General features: G+C 39.6%; 26 protein-coding genes. 6 read left to right on the forward strand and 20 right to left on the reverse strand.

The genetic code is table 11. From position 1 onward, the window contains the following. Positions 1 to 263: 263 nt before the first annotated feature. Complete coding sequence (fadR, locus tag I6F41_RS03880; protein ID WP_011327531.1) at positions 264 to 977, reverse strand: fatty acid metabolism transcriptional regulator FadR; 714 nt, start codon at positions 975 to 977, stop codon at positions 264 to 266. Positions 978 to 1,420: 443 nt separating this feature from the next. Between fadR and dsbB the strand changes: the two genes are divergently transcribed. Further along, positions 1,421 to 1,939: a disulfide bond formation protein DsbB gene (dsbB, locus tag I6F41_RS03885; protein WP_011327530.1), complete on the forward strand. Its 519-nt coding sequence runs from the start codon at positions 1,421 to 1,423 to the stop codon at positions 1,937 to 1,939. Next, a complete protein-coding gene (locus I6F41_RS03890) occupies positions 1,939 to 2,241 on the forward strand; it encodes a DUF6170 family protein (RefSeq protein ID WP_011327529.1) in 303 nt (100 codons plus the stop codon). Before dsbB ends, I6F41_RS03890 begins: the two co-directional genes overlap by 1 nt. A gap of 15 nt (positions 2,242 to 2,256) precedes the next feature. Here the strand turns inward: I6F41_RS03890 and I6F41_RS03895 are convergent, their stop codons facing one another. After that, positions 2,257 to 2,556: a ComEA family DNA-binding protein gene (locus tag I6F41_RS03895; protein ID WP_011327528.1), complete on the reverse strand. Its 300-nt coding sequence runs from the start codon at positions 2,554 to 2,556 to the stop codon at positions 2,257 to 2,259. A gap of 314 nt (positions 2,557 to 2,870) precedes the next feature. Here I6F41_RS03895 and I6F41_RS03900 point away from each other — a divergent pair, with 314 nt between their 5' ends. Beyond that, entirely contained in the window at positions 2,871 to 3,188 is a 318-nt protein-coding gene (locus I6F41_RS03900) for a YebG family protein (RefSeq protein WP_182683988.1), read from the forward strand. 60 nt (positions 3,189 to 3,248) lie between these two features. Here I6F41_RS03900 and putP read toward each other — a convergent pair whose 3' ends face one another. Further along, complete coding sequence (putP, locus tag I6F41_RS03905; protein WP_269435033.1) at positions 3,249 to 4,760, reverse strand: sodium/proline symporter PutP; 1,512 nt, start codon at positions 4,758 to 4,760, stop codon at positions 3,249 to 3,251. 320 nt (positions 4,761 to 5,080) lie between these two features. On the opposite strand from putP, the gene I6F41_RS03910 reads away from it, so the two are divergent. Next, complete coding sequence (locus I6F41_RS03910; RefSeq protein WP_011327525.1) at positions 5,081 to 6,304, forward strand: EAL and HDOD domain-containing protein; 1,224 nt, start codon at positions 5,081 to 5,083, stop codon at positions 6,302 to 6,304. A 63-nt stretch (positions 6,305 to 6,367) separates the two neighbouring features. On the opposite strand, the gene I6F41_RS03915 is transcribed toward I6F41_RS03910, so the two are convergent. The 10 genes from I6F41_RS03915 to ccmA are packed head-to-tail and all read right to left on the reverse strand — an operon-like array spanning position 6,368 to position 14,078. After that, positions 6,368 to 7,099 carry an MlaA family lipoprotein gene (locus I6F41_RS03915; protein WP_182683990.1) on the reverse strand — a complete coding sequence of 244 codons (732 nt, stop codon included), beginning with the start codon at positions 7,097 to 7,099 and terminating at the stop codon, positions 6,368 to 6,370. Positions 7,100 to 7,108: 9 nt separating this feature from the next. Beyond that, positions 7,109 to 8,350, reverse strand: a complete 1,242-nt coding sequence (gene ccmI / locus I6F41_RS03920) for a c-type cytochrome biogenesis protein CcmI (protein WP_182683991.1) — start codon at positions 8,348 to 8,350, stop codon at positions 7,109 to 7,111. Next, positions 8,351 to 8,812 (reverse strand): cytochrome c-type biogenesis protein, encoded by a 462-nt coding sequence (locus tag I6F41_RS03925; RefSeq protein WP_011327522.1) that lies wholly within the window; start codon positions 8,810 to 8,812, stop codon positions 8,351 to 8,353. It abuts the gene before it with no gap. Further along, on the reverse strand, positions 8,812 to 9,381 hold the full coding sequence (locus tag I6F41_RS03930; protein WP_011327521.1) for a redoxin family protein: 570 nt from the start codon (positions 9,379 to 9,381) through the stop codon (positions 8,812 to 8,814). The genes I6F41_RS03925 and I6F41_RS03930 overlap by 1 nt, the downstream gene beginning before the upstream one ends. Further along, positions 9,378 to 11,348 (reverse strand): heme lyase CcmF/NrfE family subunit, encoded by a 1,971-nt coding sequence (locus tag I6F41_RS03935; protein WP_011327520.1) that lies wholly within the window; start codon positions 11,346 to 11,348, stop codon positions 9,378 to 9,380. The genes I6F41_RS03930 and I6F41_RS03935 overlap by 4 nt, the downstream gene beginning before the upstream one ends. Positions 11,349 to 11,350: 2 nt before the next feature. Then, entirely contained in the window at positions 11,351 to 11,830 is a 480-nt protein-coding gene (ccmE, locus tag I6F41_RS03940; protein WP_182683992.1) for a cytochrome c maturation protein CcmE, read from the reverse strand. Beyond that, the gene (gene ccmD, locus I6F41_RS03945; protein WP_011327518.1) at positions 11,830 to 12,030 is read right to left on the reverse strand and encodes a heme exporter protein CcmD; all 201 of its coding nucleotides are present in this window, start codon (positions 12,028 to 12,030) and stop codon (positions 11,830 to 11,832) included. The genes ccmE and ccmD overlap by 1 nt, the downstream gene beginning before the upstream one ends. 2 nt (positions 12,031 to 12,032) lie before the next feature. Further along, the gene (locus I6F41_RS03950) at positions 12,033 to 12,770 is read right to left on the reverse strand and encodes a heme ABC transporter permease (protein ID WP_197107694.1); all 738 of its coding nucleotides are present in this window, start codon (positions 12,768 to 12,770) and stop codon (positions 12,033 to 12,035) included. 1 nt (position 12,771) lies between these two features. Then, a complete protein-coding gene (gene ccmB, locus I6F41_RS03955) occupies positions 12,772 to 13,458 on the reverse strand; it encodes a heme exporter protein CcmB (protein ID WP_011327516.1) in 687 nt (228 codons plus the stop codon). Further along, the gene (ccmA, locus tag I6F41_RS03960; RefSeq protein WP_157863170.1) at positions 13,458 to 14,078 is read right to left on the reverse strand and encodes a cytochrome c biogenesis heme-transporting ATPase CcmA; all 621 of its coding nucleotides are present in this window, start codon (positions 14,076 to 14,078) and stop codon (positions 13,458 to 13,460) included. Before ccmA ends, ccmB begins: the two co-directional genes overlap by 1 nt. A gap of 113 nt (positions 14,079 to 14,191) precedes the next feature. On the opposite strand from ccmA, the gene fliK reads away from it, so the two are divergent. Both fliK and I6F41_RS03970 read left to right on the forward strand, forming a co-directional pair. Next, the gene (gene fliK / locus I6F41_RS03965) at positions 14,192 to 16,294 is read left to right on the forward strand and encodes a flagellar hook-length control protein FliK (protein WP_197107696.1); all 2,103 of its coding nucleotides are present in this window, start codon (positions 14,192 to 14,194) and stop codon (positions 16,292 to 16,294) included. Between the two features lie 2 nt (positions 16,295 to 16,296). Beyond that, positions 16,297 to 16,605 (forward strand): EscU/YscU/HrcU family type III secretion system export apparatus switch protein, encoded by a 309-nt coding sequence (locus tag I6F41_RS03970; RefSeq protein ID WP_011327513.1) that lies wholly within the window; start codon positions 16,297 to 16,299, stop codon positions 16,603 to 16,605. Between the two features lie 29 nt (positions 16,606 to 16,634). On the opposite strand, the gene I6F41_RS03975 is transcribed toward I6F41_RS03970, so the two are convergent. The 7 genes from I6F41_RS03975 to I6F41_RS04005 are packed head-to-tail and all read right to left on the reverse strand — an operon-like array spanning position 16,635 to position 22,013. Beyond that, entirely contained in the window at positions 16,635 to 17,036 is a 402-nt protein-coding gene (locus I6F41_RS03975; protein WP_011327512.1) for a DUF2802 domain-containing protein, read from the reverse strand. Positions 17,037 to 17,054: 18 nt separating this feature from the next. Continuing rightward, the gene (locus I6F41_RS03980) at positions 17,055 to 17,552 is read right to left on the reverse strand and encodes a chemotaxis protein CheW (protein WP_011327511.1); all 498 of its coding nucleotides are present in this window, start codon (positions 17,550 to 17,552) and stop codon (positions 17,055 to 17,057) included. A 24-nt stretch (positions 17,553 to 17,576) separates the two neighbouring features. Next, positions 17,577 to 18,326 carry a chemotaxis protein CheW gene (locus I6F41_RS03985; RefSeq protein WP_193038482.1) on the reverse strand — a complete coding sequence of 250 codons (750 nt, stop codon included), beginning with the start codon at positions 18,324 to 18,326 and terminating at the stop codon, positions 17,577 to 17,579. Positions 18,327 to 18,329: 3 nt separating this feature from the next. After that, positions 18,330 to 19,100, reverse strand: coding sequence for a ParA family protein (locus tag I6F41_RS03990; protein WP_011327509.1), 771 nt, complete (start codon positions 19,098 to 19,100; stop codon positions 18,330 to 18,332). 12 nt (positions 19,101 to 19,112) lie between these two features. After that, positions 19,113 to 20,072: a flagellar motor protein MotB gene (locus tag I6F41_RS03995; RefSeq protein ID WP_197107698.1), complete on the reverse strand. Its 960-nt coding sequence runs from the start codon at positions 20,070 to 20,072 to the stop codon at positions 19,113 to 19,115. Positions 20,073 to 20,080: 8 nt separating this feature from the next. Further along, a complete protein-coding gene (locus I6F41_RS04000) occupies positions 20,081 to 20,845 on the reverse strand; it encodes a flagellar motor protein (RefSeq protein ID WP_058372798.1) in 765 nt (254 codons plus the stop codon). Next, a complete protein-coding gene (locus tag I6F41_RS04005) occupies positions 20,838 to 22,013 on the reverse strand; it encodes a protein-glutamate methylesterase/protein-glutamine glutaminase (RefSeq protein ID WP_197107700.1) in 1,176 nt (391 codons plus the stop codon). The genes I6F41_RS04000 and I6F41_RS04005 overlap by 8 nt, the downstream gene beginning before the upstream one ends. Between the last annotated feature and the right edge of the window lie 19 nt (positions 22,014 to 22,032).

A 22,032-nucleotide genomic window follows, 5' to 3' on the forward strand; every position in this document is an offset into this window, starting at 1 on the left:
TTTTGAGTTTGTTGTCAATTGCTTATGCAATGCTGATAGTTATATGGGCTCTAAAACTTAAAAACCAATAGCGCACATATAATTATTATTATTCTAGAGAGAACTGGTGCGAAATGACAATCGTATTTAACGATTCCTCCCATCGATAATACTGAACGCTAAAAAGTGATGGGGTTTATTTTATTAGCTCAGTTTCTTGGTTATAAAGTATTAATAAAATGAAGACACAAAAAAACCTGCAAATGCAGGCTTTTAAAATAGGTTTAATCCATTATGTCGCTGGGCATATCGCCACGAATTTGTTGCCAAATTTCACCGGTTTGATGACCATATTTACGCATCATCATGATCGCACCGTCGTGTTCTCTGTTTTCAGCCAATTTAGTTAAGTCTTTATAAAACTGGCGAGCCAACTCACGCGTCCCCGGATCTGAAAAATAATGACAACCTATTTTTGAATAAAATCCTTTAAAGCCATTGAGTATAAGCACGTAAATACGATTATTACCTGCAACAGCTAACTCGTGATGCACTTTATAATCGTAATCAGCAAATGCTTGCGCACTGTCTTCTAACTCATCGCTTTGTGAGAGAATTTCAATCACACGTTCTGGATTTAACTTTATAGCTGCACGCGTATAAATTGCGCTTATATTAGTGCGTGCAGAGAGTAACTGGTCGGTTAACTCTGGCATTTTATCTTCATCAAGACGTGCTAACGTTTCAAGAATATTTAGTCCTGACGTTTCCCAAAAGTTATTCACTTTTGTTGGCTTACCATGTTTAATAGTTAACCAGCCATCTCGAGCCAATCGCTGTAATACTTCACGTAACGTCGTTCGGGTAACACCTATTAACTCTGAGAGTTCACGCTCAGCAGGTAGAATAGATCCAGGAGGGAAATCGCCATTCCAGATAGACTCTACTATGTATTCTTCAGCAAATCCTGCTGGGCTTTTCGCTTTAAAAATTCTCATCCAATTCCCACTCGAATTAATTCACACTACTACATACGATTAACCGACTGATTGTACCAGACGACGCTCAAGTAACAAGTAAAGTACGCCATATTACTGCCAGTATGCGATTAAAATATTTGTGTCTATAAAATGTTTTATATTTTTTACTAACACTTGTCGCAAGCACTTATATATTCACCCTAGATACATTTTAAGTAGTTATTTACTTTAAGTTCGCGCCTTGCCTTATTAACTTATTACGTAAAGTCACCTCACACACATACTTTACTCGTTTAAAGGGCTACCTCTTTATTCACATTATTGGATTTTTATTGGCTTTTAGAATTATAACCTTAACTTTAATCATCATAAATGCATATGGGTAGGCTTTAAGTCGTTTTGCTTGCCCCTAACTTTATCCTACGTCATAATCTAACGTCTTATTTAAATACGGATTTATTATGAACTGGCTTGCACAATTACCCACCCAACGTACTCCTTGGCTTTTGTTTAGTGGTATTGTTTTTCTGCTTGAAATAACGGCACTGTTTTTTCAATATAAAATGGGATTGGCGCCATGTATCATGTGCATATATCAGCGTACTGCGGTATTAGGTTTACTTATTGCAGGTATTATTGGTACAAGTAATCCAGAGCATAGAGGGGTTCGCTTGCTCGCCTATAGTGTATGGGCTGTTTCTAGTGTTTGGGGATTTATAATTGCCCGCGAGCATATCGAAATGCAAACAACCACTGATCCTTTTGCATTTAGCTGTGAGTTTGAACCTAACTTTCCTGCCTTTATGCCATTACATGAGTGGATCCCAAGCTTTTTTGCAGCCACTGGTGATTGCGGAAACATTGACTGGCAATTTGCGGGGCTAAGTATGCCGGCATGGATGGAAGTAATATTTGCGCTGTTTGCAGCCACTTTATTTTTACTGGTAACGAGTCGCTTAATGACTAAAAGGTCGCTGTAATGCTTGTGTTTTTTTCAAGCCAAATTAATGCTCTAAAACATTTAAAAATACGTGACAGACAAGCTGTTATAGCGATTTCTTTAAGTATGCTTTCACCTGTTAATAAAGTACTACTTCGTATTATAAAATTATTATTACTCAGTCCGCTGTTTTTAATATTTGCCGTATTTGAAGGCTGGTTACTCATCCCTTTTTTACTACTCGGTGGGTTGTGTTACCCACTACTAACGACTCCAATTGAGATTAACTTTGCTAAAAAGCATTTATGTGAAGCATTAACCCAATATACTAAGGGCGCTTAACGCGCCCTTTTTAACTTAAAACGAAACCTTACCTTCAAGCTTTGCAGCTAATTTTTTACCTATACCTTTTACCATTTTCAAATCCTCTAACGATGTAAAGTTACCCTTTGCTTCGCGATAATCTATAATAGCTTGTGCTTTTTTCTTACCAATACCAGGGAGCTTAGATAGCTGGCTAACATCAGCAGTATTAATATTTAAAGCCGCCTGTTTTACTTGCTGAGTTATTGCTGAGGTATCAACATTTGCGTAGGTAAGAGTTACTGGCAACATACAAAAAGCTGCAGCTAAAATACTATATTTTAGTTTTTTCATCTTTCTTCCTTTTTTGTTCATACATGAACATTTACTTTGTTGTTTATATGTTTAAGTCATAACGCAAAAGGCTTTTACACCTGCACTTTATTAAATACTTAAACCTAACATTCACTCCCTGTGAGATCCTTAACTGCAACGGTACACAAAAGTGATTAAGTTAAATAAAGTAAAGTTAATCTTTGTTGTCAACTATTATCACTTAATATTAATTAGGGGACTTGCAAATTTAGGCACAAACTTGTACTGTACATAAAAACAGTAATCTAATGGTTTATATATACTATATGCCACGCAAGTAAGCAGGAGAAATCATGGCTGTTGTTGTTAAATATGTTGTAGAACGAAACGGAGTCGAGCGCATGACGTTTACTACCAAAAAAGAAGCTGATGCCTATGATAAAATGCTCGATATTGCAGAGTCGCTTGAAATTTTGCTAGAAAAAGTTGATGTACCATTAAGTGAGCAACAAGTAGAGTCACTCGCTTTAGAAATGGCAAAAAGTAAAGATGACTTCATGACAATATTAAAAGGTGGTAAAGAGCCTATAGCCCCTAAAGCTGCTGTAAAAGGCAAAAAAGCAGATAATGTTGCACCCATAGAAGAAAATAGCGACAAAAAAGCGAGTTAATAAATTTTGCATAAAAAAAGGGAGTAACCTAAGTTACTCCCTTTTTTTGTTTATAACTTTTTATAGTTCTTGTTCTACTTCATCAAATAAGGTTGTAATTTCTTTAGCTGGCTCATTGGTCATTAAGCTAACTAATACAATCGCAATACTTGATAAAATAAAGCCTGGGACTATTTCATAAATAACGCTACTTAAACTCGCACCATTAATGGTAATTGGTGCGTATATCCATATAAGTACTGTTGAAGCCCCCACTAACATGCCTGCTAAGGCGCCAGCAAAGTTCATTCTTCTCCAGTAAAGGCTAAACAATACGAGTGGTCCAAATGCAGCGCCAAAGCCTGCCCACGCATTACTCACTAAGTCTAAAATAGAACTATCTCTATCGTAAGCTAAGTAAATAGCAAACATAGCAACTAATGCCACACTAATACGCCCAACAAAAACCAGCTCTTTTTGAGAGGCTTCGCGATGCAGGTATATTTTATAAAAGTCTTCAGTTAACGAGCTTGAACACACTAGCAATTGTGAAGAGATAGTACTCATTACAGCCGCTAAAATAGCTGCTAATAAAAAGCCAGCAATCAATGGATGAAAAACCAATTCAGATAGCACTAAAAATATTGTTTCTTTATCATTTATCGGCATTTCATTTTCTAGTATGAAGGCTGCCCCAAATAAACCAGTTAGTACTGCGCCTATTGCAGATAATGTCATCCAAGACATACCAATGCGTCGCATTGCTGGAATATCTTTAACTGAACGTACCGACATAAAGCGTACTATAATATGAGGCTGACCAAAGTAACCAAAGCCCCAAGCTAACGCAGAAATAATTGCGATGGTAGAGCCACCAGCAAACCAATCTAGCATATTTAGAGAATGAACTTCACTGGCCTTTGGCGAGATAAGTAACAGGTCATATCTTGCATTAGCGAGCGTTTCCATTACTGGGTGATCAAGCATAGTAAACGTTACTATTGGTACTACTAATAGCGCAATAAGCATAATGCAACCTTGTACAAAGTCGGTCAAACTTACCGCTAAAAAACCACCAAAAAGCGTATAAAGTACTACAACGCCAGTAGTAACATAAAGGCCAACTTCATAGCTCATTCCAAATGAATTTTCAAATAACTTACCACCAGCGACCACGCCAGATGAGGTATAAAGTGTGAAGAAAACAATAATAACAATAGCTGAAATAACACGTAATATATTCTTATTGTCCGCAAAGCGATTTGCAAAATAATCCGGGATCGTAATTGAATCATTCGCTTTTTCAGTGTAAACACGAAGCCTAGGTGCAACTAAGAAGTAATTTGCCCAAGCACCAAGTACTAAACCAATCGCAATCCAAACCTTACTCAAACCAAAAAGATACATAGCGCCGGGAAGGCCCATAAGTAACCAACCGCTCATATCAGATGCACCTGCAGATAGCGCAGCAACACTTGGTGATAAATTACGGCCCCCTAACATGTAACCTGAAACATCGCTGGTTGATTGCTTAAATGCATACAATCCTATACCTAGCATTACAACAAAGTATAATGCTAGTGAAATAATCATTCCTGTTTCCAAACTCGCCTCCACTAATAAATTGCAACAGGCTTTTGATCCAAATAATGACTCTTAAAATATTATAGTTAAGACAGTATTGGGATAAAAACCATTCTCTGTCACTATAGCATGGGTAATAGTTAAAATTCCAACATGTCAACTTTAGTGAATTAAAAACAAACAAAGCGTATATATTTAAATCAAAACCTCTGTAACTTATTAAAAATATGTTATTAATCTAAGATAAGCTTATTTACATCATGCTATTTTTAATGTTTTGCCATATATTGTTACAATGAATAGTTATTTTTATCTATACGGAATTTTTTATGTACTTTTATGCTGCACGCCAACCTATCTTAGATCGCGATAAAAAGCTTATTGGCTATGAATTACTATTTCGTGATGGTGTAAATAATGTGTTCCCCGATATAGATGGAGATGAGGCAACAACACGCCTAATAGAAGGCAGCCAGTTTAATTTTGGCCTTGAGGATTTAACCGACAATAAACCAGCATATATCAACTTTACCCTAGAAACTTTACTAAAAGGCTACCCTACTTTACTGAGTAAAGACGCTGTGGTGGTAGAAATTCTCGAAACGGTGCAACCTGGTAAGCGTTTACTTGCTATTGTTAAAGACTTAAAAGAAAAAGGTTATACATTAGCCTTAGACGACTACATTCATCAACCTGTGTGGCGTCACTTTTATCCATTTATTGATATTATAAAAATTGACTTTTTAACCTGTAATATAGAAACAATTAAAACAATTATTGATGATTTAAAACCTTATCCACATCTAAAATTACTTGCTGAAAAAGTTGAAACCCATGAGGTGTATAACCAAGCATTGGAACTTGGCTTTGATTATTTTCAAGGGTTTTTCTTTTCAAAACCAGAGATGATCCAAAGTAAAGCGCTTCCCCCCTCTGGTATGACATTAGCCGAACTACTTTATGAGACCTCAACGCTTGATATGGATCTAAAAAAGATCACCGATATATTTGAGCGAGATGTAAATCTATCTTATAAGTTACTGCGTTATTCAAACTCTGCAGCATTTGCTAGACGTGCAAAAATAAGCACAATAAAACAAGCGCTTATCACCCTTGGAGCCAATGAAATTAAAAAGCTTTTATCTTTATTATTTGCAGCGCAAGTTTCAACAGATAAGCCTATGGAGCTAATTAGGTTATCGCTCACTCGGGCGCGTTTTAGTGAGTTACTGGCTATTTCGCATGGTAAGTTTAAAGACACAGGAATGGTTTTTTTAACCGGCATGATGTCGCTTATGGATGCTATATTAGATGAGAGTATGCAAAGTGTGATGCAAAAGCTGCCATTATCTAATGAGATTAAAGCCGCTTTACTTAATGACGAGGGCTTGCTTGCAAGCTACTTAAACTTGGTTAAGTTTTATGAGCAAGGCAACTGGCAGGCAGCTAATCAGATCAGCCAACAACTTGGTTTAGATGATAAAGTACCCGATGCTTACCACGAAGCAATTAGCTGGGTGAACGAGCAAATGCAGTTAATGAGTAATGTTTAATAACAACTTTCTAATCACTAATAAGAAAATAAAACGCCAGCATTGCTGGCGTTTTTAATAGGTTTACAAACTTTCTAAAAAATCTTCATCAAAGTCATCAGGCTCTTCTTTGATTGGCGGGTTACCGTCGTAAAGTTCGTATAATTGGCGTTGAAAATAAATATCTTTAATAAATAAGTAAGGGTCTAGTGAATCGTTCAATAAACCTTCTTGCGCAATTAGTGATGCACGGGCCTCAACAGCTTTTAACGCAAACACTAAAATTGTTTGTGGTGTAGTTAACGCTATTTCAGGTAAAACAAAGTTATCAACTACATCGCCGGTTAAGTTACGCGCTGTAGAAGGCCCCATAGCAGGTAGCATCAAGTAAGCACCATCACCTGCACCCCATACACCTAATGTTTGCCCAAAATCCTCATCTACATGTTCTAGCCCTAATGAGCTGGCCACATCAAATATACCAAAAACACCTACGGTCGAGTTAACTAAAAAACGTGCTAAGCTAACACTGGCATTACCTGGTTTACCCTGTAAGCCTGCGTTGATCATATCTACCGGTGCACTAATATTATTAGTAAAATGCACTAAGCTTTGACGCACTGGTACAGGGGTCACCGTGATATACCCTACGGCGGCCGGTCTTAGTATGTATGTGTCTAAAACATCCATATTAAAGTCGTATATTGGGCGGTTAATATTTTGTAGTGGATCGCGTTCGTCCTTTTGGCTATCAGGTACTTGTGCACACCCGGCCAGCACTAACAAAAATATATAAATTAAACCATGTTTTAACATCGCGTATCCTTAAGGTATTAATGTGTCTATTTGCAGTTGCAACTGACGGGTACTTTCACGTTTTAATGCTGCTGAATGCCCTTCTAACTCACCGCTACTTGGCATTACTGAATCATCATTAGAGATACGTGCAGTAATAACTATATCTTCTGCGCTTGACAAGTTTAATCCTGCAACCATAGAGTTTGCATCACTTAGTTCAACTGTAATAGGAAATTGATACTCGTTAAGCTTAACAACCGCTATTGGCATTGGAGAGCCATTTAACGCTTTTGCAAAAACAAATAAAATTCCGTTTTCAGGTTGTTTATTTTTAAGCTCTGTACTTATATTTACTGTCACTTTAATTGCTGCACTCTTTGTAACGTCAACATTTTGTGCTTGCTGTTGTTCTATCTCACTAATACGCTGCGCAATCATATTATAGCGGGTATCTGCTTTATCCATACTGGCAAGTAATACTTCAAACGCCGCTTTTGCTTGTACCCAATCTTTACGTTCGTAAGCAATGAGTGCCAATAAAGAAATAGCATCTAAATTTTGCGGCTCTTCTTGCAGTACTTTTGAAAGCATACCTGCAGCACGTGTCATGCTTGCTTCACTGCCCTCAAGTAACAGCACTTGGCTGTAACTAATAAGCACCTGCATATTGGCAGGATTCATTTGCAACGCTTTATCAAACGACTGCTGCGCCATATCAAATTCGTTCAATGACATAGCCACACGGCCCAGTAACATCCAAGCAATTTCGTCATCCCCCGTTTGGCTAAGCTTAGTTCGCAGTGCCAATGCAAATGCTTGCAGCTCGTTTTCACTCAGCGGCTCGCCTTTTTGCATAACAGCTCGCTCACCGTACTCTGCCAAGTTATCCATAGCATCGTGCCAAGCCGATATTTGCTGCTGATTACCGGTCATAGAGTAAAAAACACCGGTTAGGGCAATCACAAACGCACCGCCTGTTAAGGCAAAAATACGATTATTACCACGGCTATTAAGTGACTTTTCTGGAGAGAGCTCATTGAGTAAGCGACGTTTGAGCTCGATCACTGACTCACTGTGATTTTGTGCATCAATTCGCTGGTTTTCTAAGTCGTTTTGTAGCTCAACTAAACGCTGTTCATAAATACTAATAAGTTCTGCGTTCGCATTGTGCGTAATGGTTTTAACACGCTCTTTTTTTAAAAAAGGCAACATCACAAACAACAGTGCAATAAGTGTGAGTAAAGCAAAAGACGCCCACATTAAAATCATTTAACTTTGCTCCTGACGTTTATTTTTAGCAATTAATTTAACTAACATTGCTTCGTCGTTGTTGCTCCAGCTTTGTTTTACCGATGCTTTGCGTTGGCGAATAACAATAAAACCAAAACCAAAAATTACAATCAATACCGGTAAAACCCACAGCACTAAAGTTGCAGGGGTTACTGGTGGATCGTAATGTACAAAGTAGCCATAACGATCGATCATATAATCTATTACTTCGTCTTTCGTTTTACCATCTTTTACTAAAGCTAATACTCGCTCGCGTAAATCTTTTGCTACTACCGCATCAGAGTCGGCAATATTTTGATTTTGACACTTAGGGCAACGTAACTCTTTGGTTAGCTCTTCAAAGCGAACCGCTTGCTCGTTACTGTCAAATTGGTAACGGTCTTGCTGAGCAAGCGCCCCCATACTGACAAAAAGGCTAAGGGTTAATAACAACCACTTCATTATTTGAGCTCCTGCATAATTGGTGCAAACTTAGCACGCCACACTCGCGGATTTATATCACCGGTATGGTGCAACAAAATGGTGCCGCTTTTATCAACTAAAAAAGTCTCTGGCGCACCCGACACACCTAAATCTAACGACAGTGTGCGATGTAAATCTAAAATATTAAACTGATATGGGTCGCCAGCACGCGTTAGCATATTGGTTACGTCACTACGCAGTGCTTGCATATCAAATGGCCCGTCAAAATCGGCATCGTAACCTTGCACATAGTACAAGCCTATAATTTTAACGCCTTGCTCGCGCAATTTAGTTAAGTAGCCTAGCTCTGCTAAACATGTAGGGCACCAGGTACCCCATACATTTAATAAATAAACCTCACCTTTTAACTGCTCATTGCTCCACTGCTTATTATCTTGCATTAGATCTGGCAGGCTAAATTCTGGCATAGATTGCCCTAATCGCCCTGTTTGTATTTCCCTTGGGTTAGCAAATAACCCTTGGAATAAAAACACACAAATAAAAGCAAAAACCAGTAACGGTGCTATAGCTAAAAGCTTACGATTCATGCTTCGCTCTCCGCTGTTTCTTTTGTTGATTGAGGCGATGAGGTGCGATAGCGTTTATCAAATAAAATTACAAACCCTGCTAACGAAATTAATATACCGCCAATCCACATCCAACGCACAAATGGCTTATGATAAATTCGTAATGACCACGCGCCTTCGCTTAATTGCTCACCTAACGCTAGGTATAAATCGCGTGTGAAGCCTGCATCAATTGCTGCTTCTGTCATAAACTGCATGCCAATATCGTAACGGCGTTTTTCGGCATGTAACTGAGTGACTAGCTTGTCATTTTTTAATACCGATACAACACCCGCATGGCCACTGTAATTAGCTCCGCGAACATTTTTCACTCCTTCAAAGCGGTATTGATACTGATTAAGCTGCACCGTATCACCTGGTTTCATTGATACGTCGCGCTCAACCGAGTATGCCGAAGTAAGAGTTACGCCAGCAATTACAAAGGCAATACCTATATGGCCAAGTACCATAGCCCAATAACCTAAACCTAAGCGCTTAAAGCCTTCTTTAAAGGTGCTATGTACGGTAACTTTACTATACAAATCAATACCTGTTGTAATTACAATCCATACAGCTAACGTGGTTGCTAATAAGGTAAGCGGTGCAATCACATCATAGCTAGAAAATAACCAAGCAAAGGTAATAATAATACTGACTAATACACCCATTAGTATTTTGTTTTGTAAAAACGCCCATTTATTTTGCTTCCAGCGTAAAAACGGCCCAATACCCATTAAAATAGCAAATGGCACTAACAGTATTGCAAACATCTTATTAAAAAATGGTTCGCCAATTGAAATACTGCCTAAGCCCATTTCTTTGTGTACCATAGGCAATAAAGTACCTAGTAATACAATTAAAGTAGCAACCACTAAGAATATATTATTTAGCCACAGTGCTACTTCGCGCGATACTAACTTGTAACGCCCTTCGCTTCGCACTTGCGATACGCGCATGCCATAAAGTGCTAATGCACCGCCAACAACAATAGCTAAAAAGGCCAGTATAAATAAGCCTCTATCAGGGTCTGTTGCAAAAGCATGCACAGATACAATAATACCTGAGCGCACAATAAAGGTGCCCAGTAAGCTAAGTGAAAATGCTGCAATTGCTAACAGTACTGTCCATGATTTAAATACACCACGTTTTTCTGTCACACTCAATGAATGTAAAAGTGCTGTTGCTACTAACCAAGGCATTAAAGATGCATTTTCTACTGGATCCCAAAACCACCAGCCGCCCCAGCCAAGTTCTGAATACGCCCACCAACTTCCTATGGTAATACCTAAAGTTAAAAAGCCCCACGCGGTCATAGTCCAAGGACGAGACCATTTGGCCCAAGTATTATCTAGCTTGCCAGTTAAAAGTGCCGCAATTGCAAAAGCAAACGCTACAGATAGTCCTACATAACCCATATAAAGTAACGGCGGGTGTATGATCATACCCGGATCTTGTAGCAGCGGATTTAAGTCGCGCCCCTCTACCGGAAAATAAGGTAATAAACGCTCAAATGGGCTTGAAAGCAATAAGGTGTACATCATAAAGCCAACACCTAAAAAGCCAAGCACACCAAGTACACGAGCACGCAATACCCAAGGTAGTGCTTTAGAGCGCAGTGCAACAACAGCTGTCCAACCAGCTTGCATCAATAACCACAATAAAATAGCGCCTTCATGCCCACCCCAGGTCGAGGTTATTTGATAATACCAAGGCAAAGAGCTACTTGAGTGATACGCCACATACGCAACTGTAAAGTCATTTGTAAGGCTGGCATAAATAAGGGCGGCAAACGAAATAAATACAAATACAAATTGCCCTACCGCTAACGAAGGAGCAGCACGCATTAAGCGTAAATTACCGGTATGTGCCCCCCACAGCGGAAAAACACATAATAAAACGCTTAGCACCATGGCAAGCGTTAAAGAAAAATAACCAAGTTCTGGGATCATTATTAATTACCACTATCTAGGTTGTATTTAGGTTTCTCGTGTTTAATTCCTTTTAACGCTTCTGCCACTTCAGCAGGCATGTATTCTTCATCATGCTTAGCAAGTACTTCAAATGCTTCTATTACATTGGGCTCCACAAGTACACCTTGTGCAACTATGCCTTGGCCTTCGCGAAATAGGTCAGGCAAAATCCCCTGATAACGCACTACCACGGTTGGGCCTGTATCAACTAAAGTAAAGCTTACTTTTAAACTTTGCTCATTGCGCTCTACCGAACCTGGTACAACCATGCCACCAATGCGTAGCTTTTGGCCTATTTGTGGTTTTTCTTTATTGGGGCCTTTACCGTCAATAAGCTCACTTGGGGTATAAAATAAATTAATGTTTTCTTGTAATGCATACAGTACCAAGCCTATTGAGGCACCAATGCCAAACAGCACTGCAACAATAACTAAAAGGCGTTTTTTACGTCTTGGGTTCATTATATTTGCTCCTGCTTAGCATTTTTAATACGAACTTCTCGCGCTATTTGTTGCTCTACCGATGCCATAATATGTTTAGTCTCTCTGAGTGAACTAAATAAAATACCTAATAAAATAAGTGCGCATGTACCAAAAGAAAGCCACACATAAAATCCATAGCCTCCCATTGCAATAAAATCAGAAAATGAGTCAAACTGCATAACTACCTCTTAGTTAACAACTGGCGCACCCATGGGCGATGCTTTTCACGTTGTAATATTTCATTTTTAAGACGAATTAAAGTAACAGTGCCAACAAAAGCCGCAAACGCCAAAATGTTTACCATTAATGGCCAAAACATACTGGGATCAATTGCTTTGGTATCTAGCTTAGTTATTGAGGCTCCTTGGTGTAGGGTATTCCACCACTCAACAGAGTAATGAATAATAGGTAAATTAATAACCCCTACAATAGCCAATATAGAAGCGGCACGACCCGCTGCCTTTTTATCTTCAAAGGCATGGTACAAAGACAACACACCCAAATATAAAAATAATAAAATTAGCTCTGAGGTTAAGCGCGCATCCCACACCCACCAAGCGCCCCACATAGGTTTACCCCATGCAGCACCGGTTATAAGTGCAACCGCAGTAATGCACGCCCCTACAGGCGCAATTGCAATAACTGCAAGTTCAGCGTTTCGTAACTGCCAAACCAGTGCAATAATGGCCGCAATTGCCATTGATGAATAAGCACCCATAGATAGAATAGCCGAAGGCACATGAATAAAAATGATACGGTAGCTGTCTTTTTGTTGGTAATCGGCAGGCGCAAAACCAAGCCCCCATACCCAACCAACTAACATACTAATAACCGTAACTACGGCAAAATAAGGCAATAACGTATTGCATAACTTATATGCACGCTCTGCTTTAGCATAGGGATGTAACCACTTCCACATATTAACTTACACTCACTTTTAATGCTGACGATATGGCGATTGGCGCACTAATAATAGCAATAACTAACATAGCGCCAAGAATGGCAAGCTGCCCACTATAATCCAGCGACATAGTACTGGTATCGATAGCTGACGTTGCAAAAATTAAAACCGGAATATACAAAGGCAACACCAATAAACTCATTAAAATACCGCCTTTTTGTAATCCTACAGTAAGCCCAGCCCCAATTGCGCCAATAAAGCTCAACAAAGGCGTACCTAATAATAGCGTTAGTAACGTAGCCATTAATGCTGTGTTATCTAAATTCAATAGTAGTGCAAACAGTGGGGTCATTAATACTAAAGGAAGCCCAGTGATCACCCAATGCGCGGCTACTTTAGCCAACACAGTTAACGATAACGGATACGACGATGCAATAAGTTGTTCAAGTGAGCCATCGTTATAATCATCTCTAAACAGCTTATCTAACCCCAACATAGTTGAGAGTAAAGCAGCCACCCAAATTATACCCGGCGCCATTCTTGCCAGTAGACCGGGCTCTGGCCCAATAGCTAACGGAAATAATGAAATAACAATTAAAAAGAACAAAATAGGATTGATAATTTCAGCGCGCTGACGAAAAGCAAGTTTAACATCTTTACTAAACACGGCTTTAAAAAGTAACCAATAGGAGTGTTGTCGGGTCATTAGTGACGATACTCCAAAGTGAGTGTTTGTAGGTTGCTAAAATGAGCCGTTAAATCTTGATGCGTGGTTAGCAATATAGCTCCGCCAATTTTTAAATGCTCAACAAAACGTTGCTGTAAAAAGGCAACACCACTTTTATCAAGTGCTGTAAATGGCTCATCTAAAATCCATAACTTAGCTTCACTTAACCATAATCGAGCTAACGCGACACGGCGTTGCTGCCCAGCAGAGAGCGTTCTAACCGGTACATCTTCAAGGCCTACTAAGCCAAGCTTACTTAATAAAGGGTATAAATCACCTTCATTAGTGTAGCCATTAATTGCCAGCCAATGCTTAACGTTTTCAAGCGCACTGAGCTGCACATTAACCCCGGTTTTATGGCCTATAAATAATAGATCTCTGGCGTACTCTTCATAGTACTTTTTAATCGACTGATTAAGGTACAAAATATCGCCTTCATCAGGCATAGAAAAGCCCGCTATAATACGTAATAAAGACGTTTTACCAGCACCATTAGCACCTGCTAATTGCATGATTTGGCCGCTATTAAGGCTAAAATTAAGATCCGCAAACAAACAACGTTCTTGCTTGATGCAGGTGACGGACTTAATGTGTAACAAGATGACGATTCTCTCTGCCAAAAATTAGGCGTTAGTCTATCATAATGATAGGGTAATACGAATATTGCTTTAAAATCGATTCACTAAAAATAAAGAAAACTTGATTTAAAATAATGAATACACCTACGCAAATTACATTATCTAATTCATTGGTTAATAACCTAACCTCTAATGCGCCTAAGCATAACTTAACCTCGCTTCCTGGCGAGATGCTTGCGGCAAAAAACATTCAGTTTTCTAAAGAATCGATTACCCTAGATGTATTAATAAATAAGCACTGGCAAACTCTCAGGCTTGGTATTACAACTGCGCCAAAAAACTTAGACAAAATAGCCAGTGCGAGCATACAGCTCAGTAACGAGGGCAAGTCACTTGCAATTACCCCCAACAATACAAGGCTTACACTTAATCAACCGGTGCAATTACAGCAATTTTTAAATTATATAAATACCGGAAGCGAGTTACAAAATAATCCTATGCCGGCGCAGGTCGTATTAACGCCTACACCCAAGCTGGTAATTGAAAAGCTTAATGCCAGCATTGCAATTAATAAAGAAGTAGCGCAACTACTGGCCGCCGAGCAACCATTAAAAATAATAATTAGCACTAATAATAAAGGCGCGCAGCTAGACGTTATCAATCGCTTTGCTGAATCCGTGCATACACAACCCATAACTCAAGCAAAACTAGCAAGTTTACTTGCGCAAAATTTGCCAAATGCACAGCTACAAGCAACCCCTAAATTTGCAATTTTAACGCATGCACAACAAGCAGGTTCATTTAAGCTTAATATAAACAATAATCAACTTAACCAACTTTCGCATACCGTAACAAACGTAAACTTGAGCAGCCAAGCCAACAAACTGTTAATTCAAACTAATATAAACAGTACCACTGTCATACTTAAAAACTCGTTCACAAAACCGTTTAATCAACTAATTTCGGCGCAGCAAAGCAGCGTATCAACAAGCAATTTAAATAACCCTACTAGTCCATTAATAGCGGCTAATAACAGCCCTATTGATTCTTGGTTAAAAAGTAGTTTTGGTGAACTAAAAACGCGTATAAGTGATGCAGTAAAGTACTTCGAAAACAAACCTTTTGCCGCTATAAATCAAACGGTAACAGGTATTAATAAACTAAATGTCACCGAGCAGTTAAACCAGCAACCTAACCAGTTGCCACCTTTAGTGCAGTTAACCCAATTAATAAAATCAAGTGTTAGCCTATGGCAGTTGCCAACAAGCATGCTCTTTGCAACAACGAGCAATGGCAAACTAAGTTCGCAAAATCAATTACATCCTTTAGAAGCTAAATTACTCGCTCCACTGCTAAACCAACTCAGTGCAGCTAGCGCAATAAATACACCCAATAACACGCCGCTTTTAAGCAGCAAAATAGCAGATATTGCACAGCAGTTATCGCAGCAACCAGCCGACTTAACGCGCCTCGTAAATCAGGCATTTAATCGGATGGTTTCTAGTAATAATTTACACCCAACAGCTATACAGCGCGAAATTCTTGCCACATTACAACCAACGCAACTGACAAACGACACGCTGCAAAGCAGTTTTAGTAAGGGATTAGAGCAACTTGCAGTAAGCATTTTAGCCGCGCCTATTATTAGCCAAACAACTACACCTATTAGCATTAATAATCAAACCGGCTTAGATGCACTACTGCAGGTGTTATTACCCACATTTAAAACCGGCAACTCTGGTGCTAAATTACTTGAGCAACTGCAACAAAGCCAAGTGCAAGCACTTGCGGGGGAGTTAACACAAGTTAAAAATACCCTTGGCCAAGTAAATGTTACCCCTGCTAATCAGCTAGCCGACTCAAACCCCTTGGTAAACTTTTTATTACCAATGAAATTACCGCCAGAAGCGGCGCAAACAGAAATAACATTAGGCCAATATAAAAAGCCCAGTGGCGATAAGCTAGCAGGAAAAAATGTCTGGTTTGTTAGATTAAACTTTGATTATGCACAGCTTGGTCAGTTACAAATTACTGCCGAATTAATGGATAAAGCACTTGATTGCCAGTTATTTGCATCAAGCCAAGAAGTGACCGCTATGGCTCATCCGCATCTTGATAATTTAAGATCAAAATTAGCCAAGCATGGTTTGCAAGTAGGTGATCTTACTTTAAAGCAAGGCGATGCAAGCCATCAAGCTTTTTATAAATCGCATGCCATTATTAATATTAAGGTATAAAAATGAGTGACTCAGCCAACAACAAATCTGCGATTGGGCTTTTATATGCAGCCGGAAACTCGCCAATGGTAAGTACCAAGGGCTTTGGTAAATTAGCTGATGAAATAATAGCAGCGGCTGAAAAAAAAGGCATTATGATCCATCAAGATGAAGCATTAGCCAAAACGTTATCACACTTAGAGCTTGGGGAAGAAATACCTAAAGAGTTGTATTATGTAATTGCTGAGCTAATTGCATTTTCGTATGTATTAAGAGGGCAATTTCCGCCAGGCTGGCAAGACTTTCAAGGTAAGTTAAATATTAAGGCGTAGCTTTAACAGCATTAAAAAGCAAAAAGACGCTAAGCGCCTTTTTGTTTATGCAATGAAAACAGCAGTTCTGCTTCTGCTCTAGGTAATTCGCATTCACGAATTACTTCTTCTAAATCAGCTCCAAGTTCGACCATTTTTACAGCACGAGAATAAATTTTTGCATCTGGATCGTCATACTTTTGCGCTGCTTGTTGTTGAGTTAGCTCTTCATTTTGCTGTTCAACTTCAAGTACTCGCTTACCAATACTTAATAACCCAGTGCGCAACTCTTGTACCTCACTGCGTAAAATATTAATTTGCTCAGCCGAGTCTTTAAATTGCTGCAGCTGAGAGGTAAGCTCACTTGCATAGCTGCTTTTAAATAGAATGATCATCGCCAATGCTATAAGGGCAACAGCTAACGCTATAATTGCTAAACTGAGTAATAACATAATTTTTAGTGGTAAAGCTTATAAATCGCTCAACTCATCCCATTCGTCGTCACTAAGTAGCTTATTTAAATCAACTAAAATAAGTAACTCGTTTTCGCGATTACACACACCCTGAATAAACTTAGCGCTTTCTTCTGTGCCTACATTAGGCGCACTGTCTATTTCTGAGCTGCGCAAATAAACCACTTCAGATACGCTGTCGGCTAAAATACCAATAACTTGCTCTTCAGCTTCAATAATTAAAATTCGCGAATTATCTGTTGCATCCGTACCGGCTAAACCAAAACGGGCACGAGTATCAATAACCGTAACCACATTGCCACGTAAGTTAATAATACCAATCACGTACGAAGGTGCACCAGGTACAGGGGCTATTTCAGTGTAGCGTAATATTTCTTGCACTTGCATTACGTTAACACCGTAAGTTTCGTCTTCTAACTTAAACGTTACCCACTGTAGTATTTCATCATTATTATCTGCATTTTTATTTGCTGACAGTAACTTATCTTGGTTCATGCTGTTTCCCCGTAATGGTCATTACTACTGACGGCTGTCTAGGCCTTTCTCTAATAATGCATTTAAATTATTTACATCTATTAAAGCGCACATTTTTTCTTTAATAACACCGGCAAGCCATGGGCGCTTACTTTGGTTTGTACGCCATTTTACATCTTCTTTACTCAATGTAATGTTATTTATTAGCTTTTCTGCCAATAATCCCCACTGACTGTCGCCTAGTGTAATTAAATACTTGTAGTTAAGTGACGCCTCTAACTTTTCGTCATACTTTTCTGGCATAACCCAACGTGCGGTATCAACCACATTAAGTTTTTCATCTCTATTGAGCATAACGCCTTTAAACCACTTTGGTTTACCAAATAAATGATTTACTTCACTTAATTCATGTATACCGCCTAACGCTTTAAGCGGCACAGCTAGCGTTAATCCTGCCACTTCAAAAAATAAGGCTTGAAACTGCCCGTCAAAATAATCAGCTTGGCTTTGTGCGGCTAATATTTGCTCGGCCGACAGTGTTTGCTCAGCAGAGGTAACTAGAGCTTTGACTTCTTGCGCTATCGGCTTTTTAATAACTTCTGGCACAGCTTGCTCAAATACTGGCGTACTTTGTGTGCTCTGCGCTTCTAAATCTGGGTGTTCAGTTTTTTTATCCGTTACTTGCTCAAGTAATTTTGCAACGGGTTCAAGATTATCTACAGGCTCGTCTTCGCACAATAACGCGCCTAGATATTGAGTCATTACTTTTTCATTAGCAAATAATTGCTTACTCATTGATTAACCTTGTTCTATTAAATAATCGAGCAATGCCTTGTAGGCATACACCCCGCGAGACCGTGGGCAAAATTCACTTGGAACTTGTTGCGCTAAACTGGCGTCTCTAAATTTGGTATCTACCGGAACAACGCCCGGCCACACTTTATCAGTATAAGTATTTTGCAGTGTTTTATATGCCTCTAACGAGGCTTTCGTGCGCTTATCGTACATGGTGGCAATTATAGTATATTCATAGCTTTTAGCTTGAGATGTTTGCATTAACTGCATAGTACGCATCATTCTGTCGAGCCCCTTTAGCGCTAAAAACTCGGTTTGTACCGGCACTAAAATGCGTTCACTCGCAGCTAGCGCATTAACCATTAATACGCCAAGTACTGGGGGGCAATCGAGGATTGCATAGTCGTAATATTCGCTTATTTTTGCAAGCGCTTTTTTTAATATTAATCCCATGCCGGTTTTATTGCCCATACTTCTATCTAGAGTAGCAATAGCCATAGTGGCGGGTAATATATCTAAGTTTTCAATACTAGATGGACATAATGCTTGGAGTATTTCTTCGCTTTGCATGCTAGTTCCGCGTACAAAAATATCGTATACGCTAACCTCTAAATCCTCGGAATCAATGCCAAAGTAATAGGTTAATGAGGCATGAGGATCGGTATCAATCAATAATACGCGCTTACCTTGAGATGCTAAAATACCTGCAAGGCTAACCGCGGTTGTGGTTTTCCCTACTCCACCTTTTTGATTTGCTACAGTCCAAATCTTCACATTGCATCCTAATTACAGTTCATTTCGAGTCGATATACGAATACCGCCATGGGGTAAACGAATTATTTTTATTGTATTATCGTCAGAGGGTAATTCTGCTTCAGGCTCAGGTTTAACGACTACTTGTTGCGGCTCAACGCTTACTACTTCTGCTGTTGGTGGCAACCCATATTTAGATAGGGCAATAACTACTTTGCGATTTTCAGCACGCCCTTGCTTAGTATCGTTAGTGGCAAAAGGAGAATATTGACCATATCCTTCAATCGCCATTCGCGCTGAATTTATACCTAGGCTTTCAAGCTCAACTAAAACGGCTGTTGCACGCGCCACCGACAACTCCCAATTCGAGCGGTACATTTCATTACCTATGCTTTGGTTGTCAGTATAGCCGCGTACTCTAATATAGTTATCTACCGGAGCAATAATATCTTTAATTATTTTAACAACTTGCTTAGCTCGAACTTGCGCTACACTACTGCCACTTGAAAATAGCATGCCAGAACTAAGCTCAATGATCAGCCAATCTTGGCTGAGTTCTAAACTTGCTTCACCATCGCGTATTTCATCTATTAATGACGATTGCAGCTTAGCCAACAAACTATCGAGTGGTTTGCCAAGGTGTTTTTGATCAATATTACTGGTATCGCTTTGTCCGTCCAGCAGCTTTGGCCCGTGTTCTTCTTTTAAAATACTTTCGCCGTAGAGCACTTCTTGCTCTGGGGTTACTCTGTCTGTCAATATTGCGTCGCCATTAACCCCAGTTCCTTGCTGCGAATGTTGACGGGCTGACTTATCAAATACATAACCAATCGAATCGGACAGCACTTGAAATTTCTCTTCTTTGTTAATTGCTATTGCGTACAAAACCACAAAAAAGGCAAACATAATCGTCATATAATCAGCATAAGACACCAGCCAACGTTCTGTGTGTTGACTTTTAGTAGTGGTGTTGCGCAAGCGACGACGTAACATAATAGCTGCTACTCAACCACGACATTTGGGCGGTCAACCCGATAGGCTTCAAGCTTTAATTCAATACTTACTGGGCTTTCGCCTTGGCTTATTGCAATTACGCCCTCGGCAAGCATTTCGTGATAAAGCATTTTTTGCTCAACCCGTTGCTTTAACTTATTAGCCATAGGTAAAAATAATAAATTAGCTAAACCCACGCCATAAATAGTTGCTATAAAGGCAGTGGCAACACCGGCTCCAAGCTTTTGCGGATCTGTAATAAACGACATTGCCTGAATAAGACCAAGCACGGCCCCTAAAATACCTATGGTAGGACTATAACCGCCCATAGCTTCATAAACACGACTTGCCTCTAGCAGACGTTCGCGCTCTAACAGTAAATCTATTTCTAACGTATCGCGCAGTTTTTGATCTGAGCAACCATCAACTAATAATCCAAGCCCTTTTGCAGCATAGGCATCTGGGTGGGTAAGCGCTTCGTTTTCAAGGGCTAAATAACCTTCTTGACGTGCTTTATGTGACCATCCTTTTACTTGCTCTATGGCATCTTCAATATTGTATTTAGGCGATACAAAAACCCAGTGCGTAATTTCTAGCATCTTTTTAAAAGTACTGGCTGATGTTTGTAACATTACAGCACCCAATGTGCCGCCCAGTACAATGATCAACGCAGGTCCGTTAAATAATGCCGATACCACACCGCCCTCTAACGAGTAACCTATTGCAATGGCGCCTAAGCCAATAAGTAAACCTAGTACGGAAAGCTTATCCACAGCCCACCTCTGTCTTTAAACGTATTGCTACTTCATCTAATGGCAAACTTTCGCTCGCTAAACCAGCATTAGCAATTGCTTGTGGCATACCATAAACAACACAACTTTTTTCATCTTGTGCCCAAATGGTTGCCCCTGATTGTTTAAGCATACGAGCGCCTTCACGCCCATCTGCGCCCATACCAGTTAATACTATAGCTAATACATCACCTTGATACGCTTTAGCGGCACTGGCGAAGGTTACATCAACGCTTGGTTTGTAACTAATGCGCTCGCTGTTATCTTCAAAAACTCGTAGTGTTCTACTTGCCCCACGACCATCAATCATCATTTGCTGGCCACCCGGTGCTAAGTAAGCCACACCTGCTTGCAGTCGATCTCCTTGCTGCGCTTCTTTTACCTGAATTTTACACAAACTATTTAAGCGTGCCGCAAAAGCCGGAGTAAACGCAGCAGGCATATGCTGAATTAATAATATAGGGTGCGGAAAGTTAGCAGGAAGCTGAGTTAATATAGTTTGCAGCGCAACAGGTCCACCGGTTGATGTGCCAATTGCAACTAGTTGATAGTGCTTGCCACTCGCGCGCTTTGTTACTATTGCACTGCGACTAGTTACTGGCGAATTATTAAAGCTTCGCTCTGGTTGTAATACTGTTGTTGCTGTTTTATTTGTTTGTGCAAACCTTGCTGCTAATGCGCTTGGCGCTGAAGTAGGTGTAAATAAAGGTTTGTTTATACTGGAGGGTCTAGGGCTAGCAACACGTCTAATACGTTGGCGGCCAATTTCTTTTACTTTGCTTTGCAGCAGCTTAATGGCATCTTCGTTATTGCGAGCAATGTCTTCAAATTTTTTCGGTAAAAAATCCATAGCACCAGCATCAAGTGCATCTAAAGTTGCAGTTGCACCGGAGCGAGTTAACGAAGAAAACATTAAAATTGGCGTCGGGTTACTGGCCATAATTTCTTTTACAGCACTTATACCATCCAACACCGGCATTTCTACATCCATAGTGATCATATCAGGACGTAAACTAGCTGCTTTTTCTACAGCATCTCGGCCATTTACGGCAAAGCCAATTACTTCAATCTCGCTATCTAATTCAAGAATCTCACTCACTCGACGGCGAAAAAAGCTCGAATCATCAACAACTAAAACTTTAACGGCCATTTTGCTCTCTTATTTTTAT

Source organism: Pseudoalteromonas sp. SCQQ13 (genome assembly GCF_015864415.1).
Lineage (GTDB): Bacteria > Pseudomonadota > Gammaproteobacteria > Enterobacterales > Alteromonadaceae > Pseudoalteromonas > Pseudoalteromonas nigrifaciens.